Source organism: Klebsiella sp. HN106 (assembly GCF_051209435.1).
Classification (GTDB): Bacteria; Pseudomonadota; Gammaproteobacteria; order Enterobacterales; family Enterobacteriaceae; genus Klebsiella; species Klebsiella oxytoca.
In genome coordinates this window covers 153,609-175,845 of record NZ_JBLURD010000011.1, presented here as the reverse complement: position 1 = coordinate 175,845, position 22,237 = coordinate 153,609, and the positions used below count along the sequence as shown (strand labels likewise).

20 protein-coding genes are annotated in these 22,237 nt (G+C 55.3%); 11 read left to right on the top strand and 9 right to left on the bottom strand.

The window, feature by feature from the left end; genetic code table 11:
* Window positions 1-6 precede the first annotated feature (6 nt).
* Together kefB and kefG are read right to left on the bottom strand one after the other, a co-directional pair.
* Window positions 7-1,812 carry a glutathione-regulated potassium-efflux system protein KefB gene (gene kefB / locus ACSIPU_RS22145; protein WP_004115968.1) on the bottom strand — a complete coding sequence of 602 codons (1,806 nt, stop codon included), beginning with the start codon at window positions 1,810-1,812 and terminating at the stop codon, window positions 7-9.
* A complete protein-coding gene (kefG, locus tag ACSIPU_RS22140; RefSeq protein ID WP_024274771.1) occupies window positions 1,799-2,362 on the bottom strand; it encodes a glutathione-regulated potassium-efflux system ancillary protein KefG in 564 nt (187 codons plus the stop codon). Before kefG ends, kefB begins: the two co-directional genes overlap by 14 nt.
* Window positions 2,363-2,534: 172 nt before the next feature.
* Here kefG and ACSIPU_RS22135 point away from each other — a divergent pair, with 172 nt between their 5' ends.
* The 4 genes from ACSIPU_RS22135 to ACSIPU_RS22120 all read left to right on the top strand — a co-directional run bounded on the left by ACSIPU_RS22135 (window position 2,535) and on the right by ACSIPU_RS22120 (window position 6,750).
* Entirely contained in the window at window positions 2,535-4,439 is a 1,905-nt protein-coding gene (locus ACSIPU_RS22135; protein ID WP_004106394.1) for an ABC transporter ATP-binding protein, read from the top strand.
* Window positions 4,440-4,631: 192 nt separating this feature from the next.
* Entirely contained in the window at window positions 4,632-5,630 is a 999-nt protein-coding gene (locus ACSIPU_RS22130) for a hydrolase (protein ID WP_160886763.1), read from the top strand.
* Window positions 5,627-5,845: a YheU family protein gene (locus tag ACSIPU_RS22125; RefSeq protein ID WP_004106398.1), complete on the top strand. Its 219-nt coding sequence runs from the start codon at window positions 5,627-5,629 to the stop codon at window positions 5,843-5,845. Before ACSIPU_RS22130 ends, ACSIPU_RS22125 begins: the two co-directional genes overlap by 4 nt.
* Window positions 5,846-5,880: 35 nt before the next feature.
* Window positions 5,881-6,750 carry a phosphoribulokinase gene (locus ACSIPU_RS22120; RefSeq protein WP_004106399.1) on the top strand — a complete coding sequence of 290 codons (870 nt, stop codon included), beginning with the start codon at window positions 5,881-5,883 and terminating at the stop codon, window positions 6,748-6,750.
* Window positions 6,751-6,796: 46 nt separating this feature from the next.
* Here the strand turns inward: ACSIPU_RS22120 and ACSIPU_RS22115 are convergent, their stop codons facing one another.
* Window positions 6,797-7,201 (bottom strand): OsmC family protein, encoded by a 405-nt coding sequence (locus tag ACSIPU_RS22115; protein ID WP_004106401.1) that lies wholly within the window; start codon window positions 7,199-7,201, stop codon window positions 6,797-6,799.
* A 304-nt stretch (window positions 7,202-7,505) separates the two neighbouring features.
* Between ACSIPU_RS22115 and crp the strand changes: the two genes are divergently transcribed.
* Together crp and ACSIPU_RS22105 are read left to right on the top strand one after the other, a co-directional pair.
* Window positions 7,506-8,138 carry a cAMP-activated global transcriptional regulator CRP gene (gene crp / locus ACSIPU_RS22110; RefSeq protein WP_000242758.1) on the top strand — a complete coding sequence of 211 codons (633 nt, stop codon included), beginning with the start codon at window positions 7,506-7,508 and terminating at the stop codon, window positions 8,136-8,138.
* 51 nt (window positions 8,139-8,189) lie between these two features.
* Complete coding sequence (locus ACSIPU_RS22105; protein WP_049127652.1) at window positions 8,190-10,268, top strand: YccS/YhfK family putative transporter; 2,079 nt, start codon at window positions 8,190-8,192, stop codon at window positions 10,266-10,268.
* Here the strand turns inward: ACSIPU_RS22105 and argD are convergent.
* The 5 genes from argD to ppiA all read right to left on the bottom strand — a co-directional run bounded on the left by argD (window position 10,258) and on the right by ppiA (window position 13,600).
* On the bottom strand, window positions 10,258-11,478 hold the full coding sequence (gene argD / locus ACSIPU_RS22100; RefSeq protein ID WP_004106406.1) for a bifunctional acetylornithine/succinyldiaminopimelate transaminase: 1,221 nt from the start codon (window positions 11,476-11,478) through the stop codon (window positions 10,258-10,260). The genes ACSIPU_RS22105 and argD overlap by 11 nt on opposite strands.
* Before the next feature lie 90 nt (window positions 11,479-11,568).
* Window positions 11,569-12,132, bottom strand: a complete 564-nt coding sequence (gene pabA / locus ACSIPU_RS22095; RefSeq protein WP_004106408.1) for an aminodeoxychorismate synthase component 2 — start codon at window positions 12,130-12,132, stop codon at window positions 11,569-11,571.
* Between the two features lie 31 nt (window positions 12,133-12,163).
* A complete protein-coding gene (locus tag ACSIPU_RS22090) occupies window positions 12,164-12,766 on the bottom strand; it encodes a putative adenosine monophosphate-protein transferase Fic (protein WP_004106410.1) in 603 nt (200 codons plus the stop codon).
* Window positions 12,756-12,923, bottom strand: coding sequence for a YhfG family protein (locus ACSIPU_RS22085; protein ID WP_004106412.1), 168 nt, complete (start codon window positions 12,921-12,923; stop codon window positions 12,756-12,758). The genes ACSIPU_RS22090 and ACSIPU_RS22085 overlap by 11 nt, the downstream gene beginning before the upstream one ends.
* Before the next feature lie 107 nt (window positions 12,924-13,030).
* Window positions 13,031-13,600: a peptidylprolyl isomerase A gene (gene ppiA, locus ACSIPU_RS22080; RefSeq protein WP_004854889.1), complete on the bottom strand. Its 570-nt coding sequence runs from the start codon at window positions 13,598-13,600 to the stop codon at window positions 13,031-13,033.
* Window positions 13,601-13,877: 277 nt separating this feature from the next.
* Here ppiA and tsgA point away from each other — a divergent pair, with 277 nt between their 5' ends.
* The gene (gene tsgA, locus ACSIPU_RS22075; RefSeq protein ID WP_004106415.1) at window positions 13,878-15,062 is read left to right on the top strand and encodes an MFS transporter TsgA; all 1,185 of its coding nucleotides are present in this window, start codon (window positions 13,878-13,880) and stop codon (window positions 15,060-15,062) included.
* Here tsgA and ACSIPU_RS22070 read toward each other — a convergent pair.
* Window positions 15,059-16,381: a cytosine deaminase gene (locus ACSIPU_RS22070; protein WP_023329053.1), complete on the bottom strand. Its 1,323-nt coding sequence runs from the start codon at window positions 16,379-16,381 to the stop codon at window positions 15,059-15,061. The genes tsgA and ACSIPU_RS22070 overlap by 4 nt on opposite strands.
* 240 nt (window positions 16,382-16,621) lie before the next feature.
* Here ACSIPU_RS22070 and nirB point away from each other — a divergent pair, with 240 nt between their 5' ends.
* The 4 genes from nirB (at window position 16,622) to cysG (ending at window position 22,027) form a co-directional block, all read left to right on the top strand.
* Complete coding sequence (gene nirB / locus ACSIPU_RS22065) at window positions 16,622-19,165, top strand: NADPH-nitrite reductase large subunit (RefSeq protein WP_023329054.1); 2,544 nt, start codon at window positions 16,622-16,624, stop codon at window positions 19,163-19,165.
* Window positions 19,162-19,488, top strand: coding sequence for a nitrite reductase small subunit NirD (gene nirD / locus ACSIPU_RS22060; RefSeq protein ID WP_004106426.1), 327 nt, complete (start codon window positions 19,162-19,164; stop codon window positions 19,486-19,488). Before nirB ends, nirD begins: the two co-directional genes overlap by 4 nt.
* A 138-nt stretch (window positions 19,489-19,626) precedes the next feature.
* Window positions 19,627-20,433, top strand: a complete 807-nt coding sequence (gene nirC / locus ACSIPU_RS22055) for a nitrite transporter NirC (RefSeq protein ID WP_023321706.1) — start codon at window positions 19,627-19,629, stop codon at window positions 20,431-20,433.
* Between the two features lie 220 nt (window positions 20,434-20,653).
* Window positions 20,654-22,027 (top strand): siroheme synthase CysG, encoded by a 1,374-nt coding sequence (cysG, locus tag ACSIPU_RS22050; protein ID WP_004106431.1) that lies wholly within the window; start codon window positions 20,654-20,656, stop codon window positions 22,025-22,027.
* Window positions 22,028-22,237 lie beyond the last annotated feature (210 nt).

Sequence of the window (22,237 nt, the reverse complement as noted above, 5' to 3'; positions counted from 1 at the left end):
TTACCTTTATTCAAATTCATCCCAGCCGTCTAACTGTCTGCTCTCTTTTTGCATCTCACGCTGAAAAATTTCCTCCAGTTCGCGCCTGGCTTCCCGCACGCGGGATATCTGCAGAGTATCACTATGAACCGGCATTAACTCACGCAACATTCGCATATCAAGACGCCGAAAATGCAGCTGCGCGCGCTGCGCCTGATGAGGGTGCATGCCTAGCGAGATAAGCGCTTTACGCCCTAGCTCGAGCGCGCTGGAGAAGGTTTCACGAGAAAACTGCGCCACACCCGCCTGCAGCAGTTCATGCGCCTCGACGCGTCCTCGCGCTCGCGCCAGGATATGAAGATGTGGAAAGTGTTGTTGACACATCTCGACCAGCTTCATGGTATCTTCCGGCTCATTACAGGTAATGACGATCGACTGCGCCTCTTCGGCTCCTGCCGAGCGCAGGAGCTCCAGCTGCGTCGCATCGCCAAAGTAGACCTTATAGCCATATTGGCGCATCAGATTGACCGCGCTGATATCGCGCTCCAGCACCGTAATACGCATTTTGTTAGCCATCAGCAGGCGGCCAATCACCTGACCAAAGCGCCCAAAACCAACGATAATGACCTGCGGTTTATCATCTTCGACCCACGGAGCCTCGCCCTCTTCTTCGGATTGATTGAATCGGCGAGAGAGTATTTTGTCGATTAGCTTCATCAACAGCGGCGTGGTCATCATCGACAATGTCACCGTCACCAGCAGTAGAGCCATTTGATCGTTCTGAAAAAGGCGCATCGAGGCGGGTAATGAGAACAGCACAAAAGCGAATTCTCCCCCCTGGCTCAGCACTCCGGCAAACTGCACCCGTTCTGCGCTACGCAGGCCGTACACCCGCGCAAGGAGATACAGCACGACGCCTTTTACCGACACCAGTATTGCGACGCTGGCCGCTACCCATAGCAGGTGGGTATAGAGCACGCCAAGGTTCAGCGCCATGCCAACGGAAATAAAAAACAGCCCGAGCAGGAGCCCTTTAAAGGGCTCAATAGCGATTTCCAGTTCGTGGCGATACTCACTCTCGGCCAGCAGAACGCCGGCGATAAAGGTCCCCAGCGCCATCGACAAACCGAGCGCATCCATAAATAAAGCCGATGCAAGAACCAGCAGCAGCGTCGCTGCGGTGAAGACCTCCCGCACGCCGGATCCGGCGATAAAACGAAACACCGGCCTCAGCAGAAAACGGCCGCCAACCAGCATTCCGCCAAAGGCCAGGACCTTCATCCCGATGGTGAGCCAATTAAAGTGGTCGTCACCTGAACCGGCAAGCAGGGGCACCACCGCCAGGGCCGGGATAACGGCCAGATCCTGAAACAGCAGTACGGAGAATCCCAGTTGCCCGGACTCGCTGCGGCTCATGCCTTTCTCACGCATCAGCTGCAGCGCCATCGCGGTTGAAGACATCGCCAGCCCAAGTCCGCCCACCACCGCTGCGCGCCATGAGAAGTCGCTAAGCATGAGCAAGCCGCCAAGAATGAGCGCGCTGAAAGCGACCTGCGCGGCGCCTACGCCGAAAATTGAGCTTCTTAGCCGCCAGAGCTTGGACGGATTCAGCTCCAGCCCAATAATAAACATCAGAAAGACGACGCCTAATTCTGAGAAGTGAAGGATTTCATCAACATCGCTGATAAACCCTAACCCCCAGGGGCCAATGGCGATACCGGCCAGCAGATACCCCAGCACGGCGCCAATACCCAGCCTCGCCGCCAGCGGTACCGCCACCACCGCGGCAAACAGAAATAACACCCCGGCCAGCAGTAAATCAGCTCCCGCCATTTGTACCTCCAGCCGTTACAGGATTAGCCAGCCAGTCGCGGTAGGCACGAGCGCGGCTTTTCAGATCGTCAGGCGATTGCCGCCGCGCCCAGTAGACGATAATCGGGCTTATCCAGTGCATGCGGCACATGCCGGCAGTCAGTTCGAACGGGCGAAGAATGTCATTTATTGGATAGCGATGGGCATCGCGTCGATAGGCGCTCTCCGGCTCCCCGGTGGTAATCACGCTACGCCAGTACTTTCCCGCCAGCTGGTTCCCTCCCGCCCCGCTGGCAAAACCACGGCTGAGCACCCTATCCAGCCACTCTTTCATCAGCGCCGGACAGCTCCAGGTATAAAGCGGATGCTGAAAAACAATCACCTCATGCTGGCGCAGGAGATCCTGCTCATGGGCGATATCGATAAAAAAATCCGGATAGTGCGCGTAAAGATCGTGCACGGTAACATTCGACAACTGTAAGGCAGGTTCAAGCAAAACCCGGTTGGCCACGGAATCCTGAGATTCTGGGTGGGCATACAGCAGCAAAACCTTCGCTGTCTGAGACATCATTCCCCTCCCGAACGTCTTCTGGCGGCCTGTGCAGCGGCTGCGTCCCGACGCAACCAGAATGACTTTGTGTATCGTCTTCATTTTGGGCTACCATTGCGGCCCGGTTGAGCGATTCGCTCCACACTACATTATCATAATGACAAATTAACATAGTCAGAACATACGGCGCCTTATGATTGTTTTCTCCTCGTTACAAATTCGTCGCGGCGTACGCGTCCTGCTGGACAACGCCAGCGCCACCATCAACCCAGGGCAAAAAGTCGGCCTGGTGGGTAAAAACGGCTGCGGTAAATCCACGCTGCTTTCGCTTTTGAAAAACGAGATTAGCGCCGACGGCGGCTCGATGACTTTTCCCGGTAGCTGGCAGCTGGCCTGGGTTAACCAGGAAACGCCAGCCCTTCCTCAGCCGGCTATAGACTATGTTATTGACGGCGATCGCGAATTCCGCAAGCTGGAGGCGGATTTGCACGCGGCCAACGAACGAAATGACGGACATGCCATTGCGACGGTCCACGGTAAGCTGGATGCCATCGATGCCTGGACCATAAGATCCCGCGCGGCCAGCCTGCTGCACGGCCTCGGTTTCAGCAATGAACAGCTTGAGAGGCCGGTGAGCGACTTTTCCGGCGGCTGGCGCATGCGTCTTAACCTCGCGCAGGCGCTTATTTGCCGTTCCGATCTGCTACTGCTTGATGAACCGACTAACCACCTCGACCTCGACGCGGTAATCTGGCTGGAGAAGTGGCTCAAAAGCTACAGCGGCACGCTGATCCTGATCTCCCACGATCGCGACTTCCTTGACCCAATCGTCGACAAAATTATTCATATCGAACAGCAAACGATGTTCGAATACACCGGCAACTACAGCTCTTTCGAAGTGCAGCGCGCAACCCGCCTTTCTCAACAACAAGCGATGTATGAGAGCCAGCAGCAGCGCGTGGCCCATCTGCAGAGCTATATCGATCGTTTCCGCGCGAAAGCGACCAAAGCCAAGCAGGCGCAAAGCCGTATCAAAATGCTCGAGCGTATGGAGCTCATCGCCCCTGCCCACGTTGATAATCCGTTCCACTTTAGCTTCCGTGCGCCGGAAAGCCTGCCCAATCCACTGCTGAAGATGGAAAAAGTCAGCGCCGGCTATGGCGAGCGCGTCATTCTCGATTCGATCAAGCTGAATCTGGTTCCAGGGTCGCGCATCGGTCTGCTGGGGCGTAACGGAGCAGGTAAATCCACGCTGATTAAGCTGCTGGCCGGCGAGCTACAGCCGCTGCGCGGTGAAATTGGCCTGGCGAAAGGCATCAAGCTTGGCTACTTTGCTCAGCACCAGCTTGAATTCCTGCGCGCGGACGAATCCCCGCTCCAGCATCTTGCCCGCCTGGCGCCGCAGGAGCTGGAGCAGAAACTGCGCGACTATCTGGGCGGTTTCGGGTTCCAGAGCGACAAAGTCAACGAAGAGACAAAGCGTTTCTCCGGCGGCGAGAAGGCGCGCCTGGTGCTGGCGCTGATCGTCTGGCAACGCCCTAACCTGCTGCTGCTTGATGAACCGACCAACCACCTCGATCTCGACATGCGCCAGGCGCTAACTGAAGCGTTAATTGATTTTGAAGGCGCCCTGGTGGTGGTCTCCCACGACCGCCATCTGATTCGTTCCACTACCGACGATCTTTATCTGGTGCACGATAGCAAAGTCGAACCTTTCGACGGCGATCTCGAAGATTACCAGCAGTGGTTGAGCGACTCGCAAAAGCAGGAAAGCCAGGCATCGGAAGAACCGAAAGAAAACGGCAACAGCGCCCAGGCGCGTAAAGATCAGAAACGCCGCGAAGCCGAGCTGCGTACGCAAACCCAGCCGCTGCGTAAAGAGATTATCCGTCTGGAAAAAGAGATGGAGAAGCTCAACGCCCAGCTGGCGCAGGCGGAAGAGAAGCTCGGCGACAGCGGCCTGTACGATCAAAGCCGTAAAGCAGAGCTTACCGAATGTTTACAGCAGCAGGCCAGCGCAAAGTCCGGCCTCGAAGAGTGTGAAATGGCCTGGCTGGATGCGCAGGAACAGCTGGAGCAGATGCTGCAGGAAGGCTAGCGGCAACATGCGCTACAGCGAGGCGGGGAAACCCGCCTGTTTACCTCTCTCTCCGCGGCTTTTTACACGTAACCTGCCTACCGATTAGCCGCAAGACCACATATTGGCTAACCTGCGTACTTCATGCGCGGTATAGTATGGATAAAGATTATTAATTGCTCTGGTGCTATGGTTGATATCACTCCTACAGAAATGACGCCCCCGGAAAACGACTCGCAGCAGTTTCATCCGATGCGCGGCGTAGGTAATCGTCATTTGCAAACCATGTTGCCGCGGCTAATCCGTCGCAAACTCCGTTTCACTCCCCACTGGCAGCGTCTTGAACTGCCGGATGGCGACTTTGTCGATCTGGCCTGGAGTGAAGATCCTTCTCAGGCACGCCATAAACCCAGACTGGTGGTATTTCATGGCCTGGAGGGCAGCCTGCACAGCCCTTACGCACACGGACTTATCCATGCGGCAATGCAGCGCGGCTGGCTGGGCGTGGTGATGCATTTTCGCGGCTGTAGCGGCGAACCCAACCGAAATAACCGCATCTACCATTCGGGCGAAACGGAAGACGGCTCCTGGTTTCTGCGCTGGCTCCAGCGCGAATACGGTTCGGCACCGACCGCAGCGGTAGGTTATTCGCTCGGGGGCAATATGCTGGGCTGCCTGCTGGCAAAAGAAGGCGACGACATTCCGGTCGATGCCGCGGTAATCGTCTCGGCTCCGTTTATGCTGGAAGCCTGTAGCTATCATATGGATAAAGGTTTCTCACGCGTTTATCAGCGCTATTTGCTTAATCTGCTAAAAGCCAACGCCGCACGTAAGCTAAAAGCCTATCCTGGCTCTCTGCCCGTCGATTTACGTCAGCTAAAAAGCATGCGCCGTATCCGCGAATTTGACGACAGCATCACCGCGAGGATCCACGGTTTTGCCGATGCGCTGGACTATTATCGCCAGTGCAGCGCCATGCCGCGCTTAAGCGATATCACGAAGCCCACGCTGATTATTCACGCAAAAGACGACCCTTTTATGGACCATCACTCGATACCGCCGCAGGAACAATTGCCGGCGAATGTCGAGTATCAGCTGACGGAGCACGGCGGGCACGTTGGGTTCGTCGGCGGTACCTTGCGTAAGCCAGAGATGTGGCTTGAAAGACGCATTCCGGATTGGCTAACCCGCTGGTTAGGAGGAAAATTATGATCATACCCTGGCAAGAGCTCGCTCCCGAAACGCTGGATAGCCTGATCGAAAGTTTTGTCTTGCGCGAAGGCACCGATTATGGTGAACATGAACGTTCGCTGGTTGATAAAGTCTCTGATGTAAAACAGCAGCTAAAAAGCGGAGAGGCCGTGCTGGTATGGTCAGAGCTGCACGAGACGGTCAACATCATGCCCCGCAAGCAGTTTCACGGCTAAGGCGGCACACACTATCGTTTATCCAGGGAGTTGTTATGTCTGCCAAACATCCGGTGATTGCCGTCACGGGCTCCAGCGGCGCGGGTACCACAACCACCAGCCTCGCTTTCCGCAAAATCTTCGCCCAGCTGAATCTGCATGCCGCTGAAGTCGAAGGGGATAGCTTTCACCGCTACACCCGCCCGGAAATGGACATGGCGATCCGCAAAGCGCGGGATCAGGGCAAACATATCAGCTACTTCGGCCCAGAGGCCAACGACTTTGGCCTGCTGGAACAGACGTTTTCTGAGTATGGGCTAAGCGGCAAAGGCCAGTCGCGCAAGTATTTACATACCTATGACGAAGCCGTGCCGTGGAACCAGGTTCCGGGGACCTTCACGCCCTGGCAGCCGCTGCCCGAGCCGACTGACGTCCTCTTTTACGAAGGCCTGCACGGCGGCGTCGTGACGCCGCAGCACAACGTCGCAAACCATGTCGACCTTCTGGTCGGCGTGGTGCCCATCGTCAATCTTGAGTGGATCCAGAAGCTTATCCGCGACACCAGCGAACGCGGCCACTCTCGGGAGGCGGTGATGGACTCGGTGGTCCGCTCGATGGAGGACTACATCAACTTTATCACCCCGCAGTTTTCGCGCACCCATCTCAACTTCCAGCGCGTCCCCACGGTGGATACGTCCAATCCCTTTGCGGCCAAAGCCATCCCTTCCCTGGATGAAAGCTTCGTGGTGATTCATTTCCGCAACCTGAAAAATATCGATTTTCCGTGGCTTCTGGCGATGCTTCAGGGTTCGTTTATCTCACATATGAACACGCTGGTGGTACCGGGCGGAAAAATGGGGCTGGCGATGGAGCTGATTATGGCGCCGCTGGTTGAACGGCTGATGGAAGGCAAGAAAATAAGCTAGCTGCGATCGCCCCGGCGGCAACATAACCTACCGGGGTCGGTTCCGTTTATCCTTCGATCACTTCATAAGAGTGAGTAATGTTTACCGCCTTCTCAAGCATCAGCGCCACCGAGCAGTATTTTTCCGCCGACAGGTCAACGGCGCGGGAAACGGCCGCGTCTTTTAACTCCTTACCGGTCACGATAAAGTGCAGATTGATATGGGTAAACAGACGCGGCGCCTCTTCGCGACGCTCCGAGGTCAGCTTAACTTCGCAGTTGGTGACGTTATGACGCCCCTTCTGCAAAATGGAAACCACGTCAATCGCGCTGCACCCGCCTGCCGCCATTAGCACCATTTCCATCGGGCTGGGCGCTTTATCCCCGGAATTACCGTCCATCAGAATCTGGTGGCCAGAAGCCGACTCACCGATGAAGGTTAACCCTTCAACCCACTTCACTCGCGCTTGCATAAATTTAACTCCAGGGCTGTAATTTTCCTGACAGATTACGCGTAGATAACAATTCTCGCAACGGAAGGCGACCTGGGTCATGCTGAAGCGAGACACCAGGAGACATGCGGCGAAAGCTATGCTAAAACAGTCTGGATGCTACAGTAATACATTGATGTACTGCATGTATGCAGAGGAGTTCACATTACAGGCTGCAGAACACTTTCAGCCGGATTCCCAGGTATAGGGATTCAATACGATTGCATGCCCGGATGCCGTGTAGTGTCGGCACCCGGAGATAGCTTATAACAGAGGATAACCGCGCATGGTGCTTGGCAAACCGCAAACAGACCCTACCCTTGAATGGTTCTTGTCTCATTGCCACATTCATAAGTACCCATCAAAGAGCACGCTGATCCACCAGGGTGAAAAAGCAGAAACGTTGTACTACATCGTTAAGGGCTCCGTGGCTGTACTCATCAAGGATGAAGAAGGTAAAGAGATGATCCTCTCTTACCTCAACCAGGGCGATTTCATCGGTGAATTAGGCCTGTTTGAAGAAGGTCAGGAGCGTAGCGCCTGGGTACGTGCGAAAACCGCATGTGAAGTGGCCGAAATCTCCTACAAAAAATTCCGTCAGCTGATCCAGGTTAACCCGGATATCCTGATGCGTCTCTCTTCGCAGATGGCGCGCCGTCTGCAGGTTACGTCGGAAAAAGTGGGCAACCTCGCTTTCCTCGACGTGACTGGTCGTATCGCCCAGACGCTGCTGAACCTGGCAAAACAGCCGGATGCGATGACCCACCCGGACGGTATGCAAATTAAAATTACCCGCCAGGAAATCGGTCAGATTGTCGGATGCTCTCGCGAAACCGTTGGCCGCATCCTGAAAATGCTGGAAGATCAAAACCTGATCTCGGCACACGGTAAAACTATCGTCGTCTACGGTACCCGTTAAGTCGGTAAAACGGCGTATTGCCTGACAATACGCCGTTTTTGTTTTCCCCTCATGTGGCGCAGGCTGATTTACCACCCGGAAGTCAACTATGCACTGCGGCAAACGCTGGTGTTGTGTCTGCCGGTTGCGATAGGGCTTCTGTTCGGTCATCTACAGCAGGGGCTGCTGTTTTCTCTTGTTCCCGCCTGCTGCAACGTTGCCGGGCTGGATACACCGCATAAGCGTTTCTTTAAACGCCTGATTATCGGCGGCTGCCTGTTTGCCGGCAGTAGCCTTATCGTTCAACTCCTTCTGCAGCGAGAAATACCTTTGCCGCTGATCCTCACGGGTCTGGCGCTCATCCTCGGCGTCACGGCCGAAATCAGCTCTCTGCACGCAAGGCTGCTGCCCGCCTCGCTTATCGCGGCTATATTTACGCTCAGTCTCGCGGGCAACATGCCGATCTGGGAGCCGCTGCTGATCTACGCGCTCGGGACGTTATGGTATGGCGTTTTTAACTGGGTCTGGTTCTGGCTTTGGCGCGAACAGCCGCTGCGCGAATCCTTAAGTCTGCTGTATCGCGAGCTGGCCAATTATTGCGAGGCCAAATACAGTCTGCTTACCCAGCATACGGACCCCTCAACATCGTTGCCGCCGCTGCTTAATCGACAGCAAAAGGTGGTAGATCTGATAACCCAGTGCTATCAGCAGATGCATATGTTGGCGGCCAACCAGCGCAGCGATCATAAACGCCTGCTGCGCGCATTCCAGGTTGGACTGGACCTGCAGGAGCATATTTCCGTCAGCCTTCATCAGCCGGAAGAGGTGCAAAAACTGGTGGAGCGCAGCCATGCGGAAGCGGTGATTCGCTGGAACGCGCAAACCGTTGCCGCCCGCCTGCGGGTGCTGGCGGACGATCTCCTTTACCATCGTTATCCTCAGCGCTTTCAGATGGATAAACAGATCGGTGCGCTGGAAAAAATCGCCTGGCAGCATCCCGATAACCCGGTCGGGCAGTTTTGCGCCTGGCATTTCAGCCGTATTGCCCGGGTTCTGCGCACCCAGCGGCCGCTGTACGCGCGTAACCTGATGGCGGATAAAACCCGTCGCCTGCCGCTGCTGCCTGCCCTGAAAAACTATCTGTCGCTTAAGTCGCCGGCCTTACGAAATGCGGCGCGTATCAGCGTGATGCTGAGCGTCGCCAGCCTGATGGGCAGCGCGCTAAACCTGCCAAAACCCTACTGGATCCTGATGACGGTTCTGTTCGTGACGCAAAACGGCTACGGCGCCACCCGAGTACGCATCGTCCACCGGGCTGCAGGAACCATTGCCGGGCTGGTCATTGCCGGACTGACGCTGCACTTTCACGTCCCTGAAGGCTATACGCTGACCGCGATGCTCTTTATCACGCTGTTAAGCTATCTGATTATCCGCAAGAACTACGGCTGGGCGATGGTCGGATTTACGGTAACGGCAGTGTATACCCTGCAGCTACTCACCCTGAACGGCGAACAGTTTATCGTTGCCAGGCTGATTGATACGCTGATTGGCTGCCTGATCGCCTTCGGGGGTATGGTCTGGCTATGGCCGCAATGGCAAAGCGGCCTGCTGCGCAAAAATGCCCACGATGCGCTGGAAGCCGATCAGGATGCTATCAGGCTGATCCTCAGCGACGACCATCAGGCCCCGGCGCTGGCCTATCAGCGAATGCGCGTCAACCAGGCGCATAACGCGCTGTTTAACTCGCTGAATCAGGCAATGCAGGAACCCGGTTTTAACTCGCACTATCTGGAAGATATGAAGCTGTGGGTTACCCACAGCCAGTTTATTGTCGAGCATATCAACGCCATGACCACCCTGGCGCGCGAGCACAATATGCTCACGCCAGATCTGGCGCAACGTTATCTGGAGTCCTGCGAGATTGCGCTCCAGCGCTGCCAGCAGCGGCTGGATTCCGATGGGCCGGGCAGCGCAGGGGATGTGAATATCATGGAGGCGCAGGATGCGGAGGTTCCTCGCGGCCCGCTCAGTACAATGGAGCAGCATCTGCAGCGCATCCTCGGGCATCTGAACACCATGCACACGATTTCATCGGTGGCATGGCGTCAGCGTCCGCATCATGGCATCTGGCTGCGCGCCACTAAGCGCTGAGCACCCGCTCAACAGCCTGGGCAAAGCGCGTCATGCCTTCAGCAATATCGCTATCATCAATCACCAGCGACGGTACAAAGCGCATCACGTCCGGTCCGGCATTGAGCACCATGACACCAGCCTCTGCGGCGGCGTAGAGGAAATCGCGCGCCTTCCCGTGATACTGCGGCTTAAGCTCGGCGCCGATAAGCAGCCCCATGCCGCGGATATCGCTGAACAGATCGAACCGCGCGTCAATTTGCTGAAGGTGCTCAACAAACAGCTCGCGCTTCGCGGTGACGCCGTCCAGCACTTCCGGTGTGTTAATCAGATCGAACGCCGCTCCGCCCACCGCGCAGGCCAGTGGGTTACCGCCGTAGGTCGATCCATGAGAACCGGCGTGGAACGCGCTGGCGATGTCATGGGTGGTCAGCATCGCGCTGATTGGGAAACCGCCGCCCAGCGCCTTGGCGCTGGTCAGAATATCCGGCGTCACGCCATAGTGCATATAAGCAAACAGCGAGCCCGTGCGCCCCATACCGCACTGAACTTCATCAAAGACCAGCAAAGCCTGATGCTGGTCGCACAGATCGCGCAAGCCTTGCAGAAATTCCGGCGTCGCTGCGGTCACGCCGCCTTCTCCCTGAATCGGCTCGACCACCACCGCGCAGGTATGATCGTCCATCACGGCTTTCACCGCGTGTAAATCGTTAAACGGCACGTGAACGATATCGGCCGGTTTAGGCCCAAAACCATCGGAATATTTCGGCTGCCCGCCAACGGAGACGGTAAACAGCGATCGACCGTGGAATGCGTTATGGAAGGCAATAATTTTGGTTTTGTACGGACTATGGCGAGTGACGGTATAGTGGCGCGCCAGCTTAAAAGCCGTTTCGTTGGCTTCGGTTCCGGAGTTCATAAACACGACGCGATCGGCGAACGTCGCATCAACCAGCTTACGCCCCAGGCGCAGGGCCGGTTCGTTGGTAAAAACGTTGCTGGTATGCCACAGCTTTTCACCCTGTTCATGGAGTGCCGCCACCAGCGCCGGATGGCAATGTCCGAGCGCAGTCACGGCAATACCCCCGGCGAAATCAACGTACTCTTTCCCCTGCTGATCCCATACCCGGCTTCCTTTGCCCTTCACCGGAATAAATTCCGCCGGTGCATAAATTGGCAAAATAACCTCATCGAATGTCGCGCGGGTGATCGCCGGTTGTTCAGTTGCCATGTCGTGCCCATCCCTCTTCGTTATGCGATAGTGATTATGATAATCTAATCACAAAATATGCATAAAAAATCAACCCATGGCAACTACAAATCACCGATTGAAGAAGTTTGCCAGCAGCTGGTGGCCCTGTTCGCTGAGAATGCTCTCCGGATGAAATTGCACGCCCTCAAGGTCGAATTCGCGGTGGCGAATGCCCATGATCTCACCTTCCTCGCTGCGAGCGGTCACCTCAAAGCATTCAGGCAGCGTTAGCGGGTCAATCAGCAGGGAGTGGTAGCGGGTCACGGTTAGCGGATTATTGAGGCCACGAAATACCCCCTGGCCACGATGGCTAATGGGGGACGTTTTCCCGTGCATGACTTTGGCCGCCCGCACGATCGCGGCGCCGAAAACCTGGGCTATCGCCTGGTGGCCCAGGCAAACGCCTAAGATTGGCGTCTTGCCGGAGAAGTGGCGAATAACCGCCAGCGAAATCCCGGACTCATTCGGCGTGCAGGGCCCCGGCGAAATAACGATTTTCGCGGGCGCCAGCGCAACAATTTCCGCTAACGTCAGCTCGTCATTACGCCTGACCTGCACTTCTGCCCCAAGTTCGCAGAAATACTGGTACAGATTCCAGGTAAAAGAATCGTAGTTATCGATAAGCAGGATCATAGCGGCTCCGGGAACAAAGAACCGCGCTATTCTACTCAGTTTCCGCAGCTTCGCTTACCACTTTACGAAATATCGTCTGCAGTGGAGAAAGGTCGCCCATTGCGCCACTCTGGTTGGCCTGGTTCCATACATCGACGGCAATATCACGCCAGTCCAGCGTATAGCCAGCATGAATAGCCAGTTGTTCAAAGAAAATGCGTTGCGCCAGGCCGTTGCCGATTCGGAAAGGATGCAGGACGTTAATTTCGCAGTAGTAATGAGCGAGACGTTCAATGAATTTATCCTGAGCAAGCCCCACCAGATAGCCTTCCTCTTCCAGGGCCTGAAAGAGCGTGTTCCCCTCTTTTTCGATATAGGCGAAATGGCAGAAACGGGTGTCGCCCTGATAGATATCCACTTCACGCAGTTGTCCCGCCCAGTCGAAAATATCCTGATAGAGCTGGCGATGAATCGCGCAGAGATGAGGCAAGCCGCGCACCAGTGGCCCGAGTTCGATGGTTGCCGCGCGTAGCGCGGTCAGCTCCCACGCCGCCTGCTCAAGGCGCTGTGCCTGGCGGATACCTAAGCGGTTACGCATGACCTGCAGACCGGAGTAAAGATAAGGATCCCGGCCCTCACCAAATTTATCGCTCATAGTGGCTCCTTAACGCCGCAATACGCGCCAGGGCTTCTTCGGGAGTAAGGTTGATTAGCGGAATATCGACGCCCTCCAGCCGCCGGCTGGCCTGAAAATTCACGTTGCGTCGATCCTCCCAGAGTCGGGATTTCTGTTTTTCGGTGAGCTTTTTCATTTAACACCTCCCTGACATGTCCGCAGTAGCCACAAGTATAAGCGGCAAAAAGCGATTTCGCAGGGAAGCGGGGAATGCGCGGGTGAGCGTTACCCGCGCAATTAAGATTACGGCAGTACTTTTGCGGAAAGAATAACGATAGGTTTGGACGGAACATTTTGATACGGCCCAACGTTGTGAGTCGGCACCTGAGAAATTTTATCCGCGACGTCCATGCCTTTGACTACTTTACCAAACACCGCATAGCCGAAATCACGCTGGCCATGATCGAGGAAGGCGTTATCCGCAATATTGATAAAGAACTGGCTGGTGGCGCTGTCCTGATCGGCAGTACGCGCCATGGCGATGGTGCCGCGCGTGTTGCGCAGACCGTTGTCGGCTTCATTTTTAATCGGCGGATTAGGCTGTTTCTGCTGCATCTGTTCGTTAAAGCCGCCGCCCTGCACCATAAAGCCCGGGATCACACGGTGAAAAGTGGTGTTGTTATAAAAACCGCTGTTCACGTACTTGAGGAAGTTATCAACCGAGATGGGCGCTTTCTGGCTATTCAGCTCAAGCTCAATATTGCCCGCAGACGTGGTCAGCAACACATGAGGATCCCCCTTTGCCGCCATGGCCGGGGAAAATGCTGAAATGGCGAAAACGGCAGCCACCGCCGCGAGAGTTGATTTGAGCATGGAAATTCCTTAACGGAGCAGAATAAAAACCGAGTGCTTTGATTCTAAAGAGCCTTTGCATCCTGGGCTAGCCTTTTACCTAATTTTACTTAGCTGAAACACTTGTAACGATGGGCCAGGCGCTCCGCCAAATAATCAAATGTGATACAAGTCACACTAACAATTGCAAAAAACTATAAATTTCAGAATAAACGTTTGCTTGAATCACGCTAACGCATAAAATCTGTCCGCCCGGCGCAGAGTCAACGCGCTTTACATTTCTATTCACAGGCCTGTCATGACTAACAGCAATCGTATCAAGCTCACATGGATCAGCTTCTTCTCCTACGCCCTGACCGGCGCGTTGGTGATTGTCACCGGGATGGTGATGGGAAACATCGCAGATTATTTTCATCTGCCCGTCTCCAGCATGAGCAACACCTTTACCTTTCTTAATGCCGGTATCCTGATCTCTATCTTCCTGAACGCTTGGCTGATGGAAATTGTTCCGCTGAAAACGCAACTGCGCTTTGGCTTTATCCTGATGATTCTGGCCGTCGCCGGTTTGATGTTCAGCCATAGCCTGGCGCTGTTTTCCGCCTCGATGTTCGTGCTTGGGCTGGTCAGCGGGATCACCATGTCGATTGGTACCTTCTTGATTACCCATATGTACGAAGGTCGTCAGCGCGGCGCGCGGCTGCTGTTCACCGACTCCTTCTTCAGCATGGCGGGGATGATCTTCCCGATGCTGGCCGCCTATCTGCTGGCGCGCAGCATCGAATGGTACTGGGTTTATGCCTGCATCGGCCTGGTCTACGTCGCTATTTTCATTCTGACCTTCGGCTGTGAATTCCCGGTCCTGGGCAAAAAAGCCCTGCAGGATAGCCAGCCGGTCGTGAAAGAAAAATGGGGTATCGGCGTGCTGTTTCTTTCCATCGCCGCCCTGTGCTACATCCTCGGCCAGTTGGGGTTCATCTCCTGGGTACCGGAATACGCCAAAGGCCTGGGCATGAGCCTTGGCGATGCGGGTAAGCTGGTAAGCGATTTCTGGATGTCGTACATGATCGGCATGTGGTCATTCAGCTTCATCCTGCGCTTCTTTGACCTGCAGCGTATCCTGACCGTGCTGGCGGGCGTGGCGACGGTGCTGATGTATCTGTTTATTAACGGTTCGCCGGAGCATATGCCGTGGTTTATTCTCACCCTCGGCTTCTTCTCCAGCGCCATCTATACGTCGATCATCACCCTGGGGTCACTGCAAACTAAAGTGTCGTCGCCGAAGCTGGTGAACTTCATTCTGACCTGCGGCACCGTGGGTACCATGCTGACTTTCGTCGTTACCGGCCCTATCGTTGCCGCCAGCGGACCGCTGGCAGCGCTGCATACCGCTAACGGCCTCTATGCCGTGGTCTTTGTGATGTGTCTGATCCTCGGCTTCGTCTCCCGCCACCGCCAGAACAACGCGGCAGCGGAATCGCACTAAGCCTCAGGCCCCTTTGTTCCGGCAAAGGGGCTATTTCGGGTAAAGAACAGCTCCTCCCCGCCCCGATCCATCTGTACCCAGGTTTGCGCCAGCTGCGTGGTAGCGATAACTCTCCCCTGGCGAATTGACCAACGAACCGGAACCTGACAACGCACAGCCTCAAACCCGTTTTCCGCAGGGAGAATCACCAGATTCGCCGTGTTCCCCGTCGCAATACCGTAATCGCTCAGGCCAAACGTTCGCGCGCTATTTTCCGTCACCAGCTTGAGTCCATCGTTAATCTGCTGATAGCCCATCATCTGACAAACGTGCAGCCCCATGTGCAGCACCTGCAGCATGTTGCCGGTTCCCAGCGGATACCAGGGATCAAAGACATCGTCATGGCCAAAGCAGACGTTAATGCCCGCCGCCATCAGCTCCTTCACGCGCGTGATGCCGCGGCGTTTCGGATAGTCGTCAAACCGTCCCTGAAGGTGAATATTGACCAGCGGGTTAGCCACGAAGTTAATGCCGGACAGTTTCAGCAAACGAAAAAGACGTGATGTATAAGCGCCATTGTAGGAGTGCATCGCGGTGGTATGGCTGGCGGTCACTCTCGGCCCAATCCCCTCTTTTAACGCCAGGGCCGCCACGGTCTCAACGAATCGCGACTGTTCATCATCGATTTCATCACAGTGGATATCTAAAGGCCGCTGATACTTTTTCGCCAGACGAAAAGCGATGTGCAGGGACTCCACGCCATATTCGCGAGTGAATTCAAAATGCGGGATGGCGCCCACCACATCGGCGCCCAGCAGCAGGGCTTCTTCCAGCAGAGCCTCACCATTGGGATAGGATAAAATCCCCTCTTGTGGGAAGGCGACAATCTGCAAATCTACCCACGGCGCGACTTCCTGCTTCACCTCCAGCATGGCTTTGAGCGCGGTCAGCGTCGGATCGGAAACGTCGACGTGGGTGCGCACAAACTGAATACCGTTGGCAATTTGCCATTTCAACGTCTTCCAGGCGCGGGCTTTCACGTCCTCATGGCTCAACAGCGCCTTACGCTCCGCCCAACGCTCAATCCCTTCAAACAGGGTACCGGACTGATTCCAGTTCGGCTCGCCGGCGGTCTGGGTCGTATCGAGGTGAATATGCGGTTCAATAAAAGGGGGGATGGCCAGCCCGCCGCGCGCATTCAGCACTTCAAAATTCTCTTTGCGCGCCTCCCCCATAGGGGTGATATCCCCGAAGCGCCCCTTGTCTATCGCTATCTGCCATAACCCTTCGCGATCGGGCAGACGAACGTTCTCAATTAACCAAAGCGGCGCTGCTGTCATATCGATGACTCCCGTAATTGTTGCTGAAATTTTACTCAACCCGCCGTGGGTATCCGTTGCTAATTTTGTACATAAAAAAAGCAAAAAGGAAAAGCCAGCGTTTTCCGTTACTTATAAAAATACTGACAAATCATAAACATACCACTTAAGTAGTAGGTAAAGGTGTAATTGATTTGCATCAATAAGTGTCGCGGCTGAATCGTTAAGGTAGGCGGTAATATAAAAGAAATCGAGGCAAAAATGAGCAAAGTCAGACTCGCTATCATTGGTAATGGTATGGTCGGCCACCGCTTTATTGAGGACCTTCTTGATAAATCCGACGCCAGCCTGTTCGATATTACCGTCTTCTGTGAAGAACCCCGTATCGCCTACGACCGCGTACACCTCTCCTCCTACTTCTCTCACCATACTGCCGAAGAGCTCTCTTTGGTACGGGAAGGTTTCTACGAGAAGCACGGCGTTAAGGTACTGGTCGGTGAACGCGCCATTACCATCAACCGCCAGGAGAAGGTCATCCACTCCAGCGCAGGCCGTACCGTTTTCTATGACAAGCTGATTATGGCAACCGGCTCCTATCCGTGGATCCCGCCGATAAAAGGTTCTGAAACTCAGGACTGCTTTGTTTATCGCACTATTGAAGACCTGAACGCTATTGAAGCCTGCGCCCGTCGCAGCAAGCGCGGCGCCGTCGTCGGCGGCGGTCTGTTAGGCCTGGAAGCCGCTGGGGCGCTAAAAAACCTCGGCGTTGAAACCCACGTCATTGAATTCGCCCCCATGCTGATGGCGGAACAGCTGGATCAGATGGGCGGCGAACAGCTGCGCCGTAAGATTGAAAGCATGGGCGTGCGGGTGCACACCAGCAAAAATACCAAAGAGATTGTCCAGGAAGGACGCGAAGCGCGTAAAACCATGCGTTTTGCCGACGGCAGCGAGCTGGAAGTTGACTTCATCGTTTTCTCTACCGGTATCCGCCCGCGCGATAAGCTGGCCACCCAGTGCGGTCTGGAAGTCGCTCCACGCGGCGGCATTGTGATCAATGACGCCTGTCAGACTTCTGACCCGGATATCTACGCCATCGGGGAATGTGCCAGCTGGAATAACCGCGTTTATGGCCTGGTCGCCCCGGGCTATAAAATGGCCCAGGTTACCGTTGACCATATCCTGAAAACAGAAAACGCCTTTGAAGGCGCGGATCTGAGCGCCAAGCTAAAGCTGCTGGGCGTTGACGTCGGCGGGATTGGCGACGCTCACGGACGCACGCCAGGCGCGCGCAGCTACGTTTATCTCGACGAAAGCAAAGAGGTCTACAAACGCCTCATCGTGAGTGAAGATAATAAAACTCTGCTCGGTGCGGTGCTGGTGGGCGACACCAGCGATTACGGCAATCTGCTGCAGCTGGTGCTCAATGCGATCGAACTGCCGGAAAACCCGGACTCGCTGATCCTCCCGGCGCACGCGGGCAGCGGTAAGCCGTCAATTGGCGTGGATAAACTGCCGGACAGCGCACAAATTTGCTCCTGCTTTGACGTCACCAAAGGCGCATTGATTGCCGCTATTAATAAAGGCTGCCACACCGTGGCGGCGCTGAAAGCAGAAACCAAAGCCGGCACCGGCTGCGGCGGCTGTATCCCGCTGGTGACTCAGGTTCTCAACGCCGAACTGGCGAAACAGGGCATCGAAGTCAACAATAACCTGTGCGAGCACTTTGCGTACTCCCGTCAGGAACTGTTCCACCTCATCCGCGTGGAAGGCATCAAAACCTTTGAAGAGCTGCTGGCAAAACACGGTAAAGGCTACGGCTGTGAGGTTTGTAAACCGACCGTTGGCTCGCTGCTGGCCTCCTGCTGGAACGAATATATTCTGAAACCGCAGCACACCCCGCTGCAGGATACCAACGACAACTTCCTGGCCAATATCCAGAAAGACGGCACCTACTCCGTTATTCCTCGCTCTGCCGGCGGTGAAATCACCCCGGAAGGGCTGGTGGCGGTGGGCCGCATCGCTCGTGAATTTAACCTGTATACCAAGATCACCGGCTCCCAACGTATCGGCCTGTTTGGCGCACAAAAAGACGATCTGCCAGAAATCTGGCGTCAGCTGATCGACGCGGGCTTCGAAACCGGTCACGCATACGCTAAGGCGCTGCGAATGGCGAAAACCTGCGTAGGCAGCACCTGGTGCCGCTACGGCGTGGGCGATAGCGTCGGCTTCGGCGTAGAGCTGGAAAACCGCTACAAAGGCATCCGTACGCCGCACAAAATGAAGTTTGGCGTCTCGGGCTGTACCCGCGAATGCGCGGAAGCTCAGGGTAAAGACGTCGGCATCATCGCCACGGAGAAAGGCTGGAACCTTTACGTCTGCGGTAACGGCGGTATGAAACCCCGCCACGCGGATCTGCTCGCAGCGGATCTGGATCGCGAAACATTAATGAAATATCTCGACCGCTTCATGATGTTCTATATCCGTACCGCCGACAAACTGACCCGTACCGCACCGTGGTTAGATAACCTGGAAGGCGGCATCGATTATCTGAAGTCGGTCATCATCGACGACAAGCTGGGACTGAACGAGCATCTGGAAGAAGAGATGGCTCGCCTGCGTGCAGCGGTAGTCTGCGAGTGGACAGAAACCGTTAACTCGCCAGCGGCCCAGGTACGCTTCAAACACTTTATCAACAGCGACAAGCGCGACCCTAACGTCCAGGTCGTGCCTGAGCGTGAGCAACATCGCCCGGCCACGCCGTACGAACGTATCCCGGTAACTCTGGTGGAGGAAAACGCATGAGCCAGTGGAAAAATATCTGCAAACTCGATGACATCCTGCCGGAAACCGGCGTCTGCGCGCTGTTAGGCGATAAACAAGTGGCGATTTTCCGCCCGTATCACGGTGACCAAGTGTTTGCGATTAGCAATATCGACCCGTTCTTCGAGTCCAGCGTCCTCTCTCGCGGCCTGATCGCCGAGCATCAGGGCGAGCTGTGGGTGGCCAGCCCGCTGAAAAAGCAGCGCTTCCGCCTGCGTGACGGCCTGTGTATGGAAGATGAAAGCCATTCGGTGGCGCACTATGAAGCCCGAGTGAAAGACGGCATCGTGCAATTACGCGGTTAAGCAATTTAAGGGAGGCGCAACGCCTCCCTTTTTTTTAAATTTTTTACCTTCAATTGATGACACAACATCATCTGTGCTGCGTCGCGAAGGCTGCCAACCAGGAAGCAGCGCAAAGGATGAGGTGTTAAAGGAAATCCTATGTTTACGGACACAATAAACAAGTGCGCGGCCAACGCCGCCCGCATTGCGCGCCTTTCGGCCAATAATCCAATCAGCTTCTGGGTCAGCTCAATGATGGCGGGAGCCTATGTCGGCCTCGGCATCATTCTTATTTTTACCCTCGGCAACCTGCTCGATCCTGCGGTCCGCCCGCTGGTGATGGGCGCCACCTTTGGCATTGCGTTAACGCTGGTGATTATCGCCGGCTCTGAATTGTTCACCGGCCACACCATGTTCCTTACGCTGGGCGTGAAAGCGGGCACCATCAGCCAGAGTCAGATGTGGGCGATTCTGCCCCAGACCTGGATGGGTAATCTGCTGGGTTCGGTTTTCGTGGCGCTGCTGTATTGCTGGGGTAGCGGCAGCCTGCTGCCGGTCGATAGCAGCCTCGTGCATACCGTCGCGCTGGCAAAAACCAGCCAATCCGCGATGGCGCTCTTTTTCAAAGGCGCGCTGTGTAACTGGCTGGTGTGTCTGGCGATCTGGATGGCGATTCGTACCGAGGGCGCGGCCAAATTTATCGCCATCTGGTGGTGTCTACTGGCGTTTATCGCGTCCGGCTATGAGCACTCCGTCGCCAACATGACGCTTTTTGCCCTCTCCTGGTTTGGCCATCACAGCGATGCGTATACCCTTGCGGGAATAGGTCACAATTTGTTATGGGTAACACTCGGCAATACTTTGTCCGGTGTCGTATTTATGGGATTGGGTTATTGGTATGCTACGCCGAAATCGGAGCGCCCCGCCCCGGAAAAAACTAACGAGACTGAGAGTCTGGCTCAGTAGGCGTAATCGGTGAAGGCAGGTTGAACGCGGACAGCGCGAAACAACCGGAACGTACACGTAGTACGTGAGGATGATTCGCTACGCTCACCCTTCGGGCCGCCCTAAAGGGCGTTCAAAACTCGATGAATTTTGTGTGAGCACTGCCCAGGTTCAACCTGACAAATAAAATAGCCTGATAGCCAGATTCTAAGGCTGCTGCCAATAATTAAGAGGGAATGTCGTGGACCATTTGCCTATATTTTGCCAATTACGCGATCGTGACTGTTTGTTAGTCGGCGGCGGCGATGTGGCTGAACGTAAAGCTCGCCTGTTACTGGACGCTGGCGCCAGATTGACGGTTAATGCCCTGGATTTTGTGCCGCAATTCCAGGTATGGGCCGATGCAAACATGCTAACCCTGGTCCAGGGCGAGTTTAATCCTGCGCTGCTGGATAACTGCTGGCTGGCCATCGCTGCTACCGATAACGAAGCGGTTAATCAACAGGTCAGCGAATCAGCGGAAGAAAGGCGAATATTTTGCAACGTGGTCGATGCGCCTCAGCAAGCCAGCTTTATTATGCCGTCGATTATCGACCGTTCACCGCTGATGGTTGCCGTCTCTTCCGGCGGCACCTCGCCGGTGCTGGCGCGCCTGCTGCGCGAAAAGCTGGAGTCGGTTCTGCCATTACATTTAGGCCAGCTGGCCCACTATGCAGGTCAGCTGCGTTCAAGGGTGAAGAAGCAGTTTGCCACCGTCGGCGAGCGCCGACGCTTCTGGGAGAAGCTGTTTGTTAACGACAGGCTGGCGCAGTCGCTGGCCAACGAGGACCGCCAGGCCGTCGCGGACGCTACGGAGCAGCTGCTGACCGAGCCGCTGGATCATCGCGGCGAAGTAGTGCTGGTAGGCGCAGGTCCTGGCGACGCCGGACTGCTGACCCTCAAAGGCCTTCAGCAAATACAGCAGGCCGATGTAGTGGTTTATGACCGCCTGGTCTCCGACGACATCATGAATCTGGTGCGCCGCGATGCCGATCGGGTCTTCGTGGGAAAACGCTCGGGCTACCACTGCGTACCGCAGGAAGAGATTAACCAGATTCTGCTGCGCGAAGCCCAGGGTGGAAAACGCGTTGTTCGCCTGAAAGGTGGCGATCCGTTTATCTTTGGTCGCGGCGGCGAAGAGCTGGAAACTTTGTGTCATGCGGGTATTCCTTTCTCGGTAGTACCGGGAATTACCGCGGCCTCTGGCTGTTCCGCCTACTCCGGCATCCCCCTGACTCACCGGGATTTTGCCCAGGGCGTGCGCCTGGTCACCGGCCACCTTAAGACCGGCGGCGAACTGGACTGGGAAAACCTGGCGGTAGAGAAACAGACCCTGGTGTTCTACATGGGCCTGAACCAGGCTCCGGCGATCCGGGAAAAACTGATTGCCCACGGCATGGCGGCGGATATGCCCGCTGCCATCGTTGAGAACGGCACGGCGATAACCCAGAAGGTGGTCACCGGTACGTTAGAACAGCTGGATATTCTGGCGAAGCAAATGGCCAGCCCCGCGCTGATTATTGTCGGTCGCGTTGTCGGCCTGCGCGACAAGCTGAACTGGTTCTCAAATCACTAATCTTCCTGGCCCACTATTACCATTAATATTGGGCCATATTTTCTTTCAACATAATCTTGCCGCAAATATATTCCATAATATTTAAAAAGCAATTAAGTTAATTTAATCCTTGAAAATTTGACACCCAAAATAAAATCCTATTAAATCAAAAATAAGAAATGACTCAAAAGCCGTTTCTTATTAGCAATGGAAAGTCAAATATATTATATA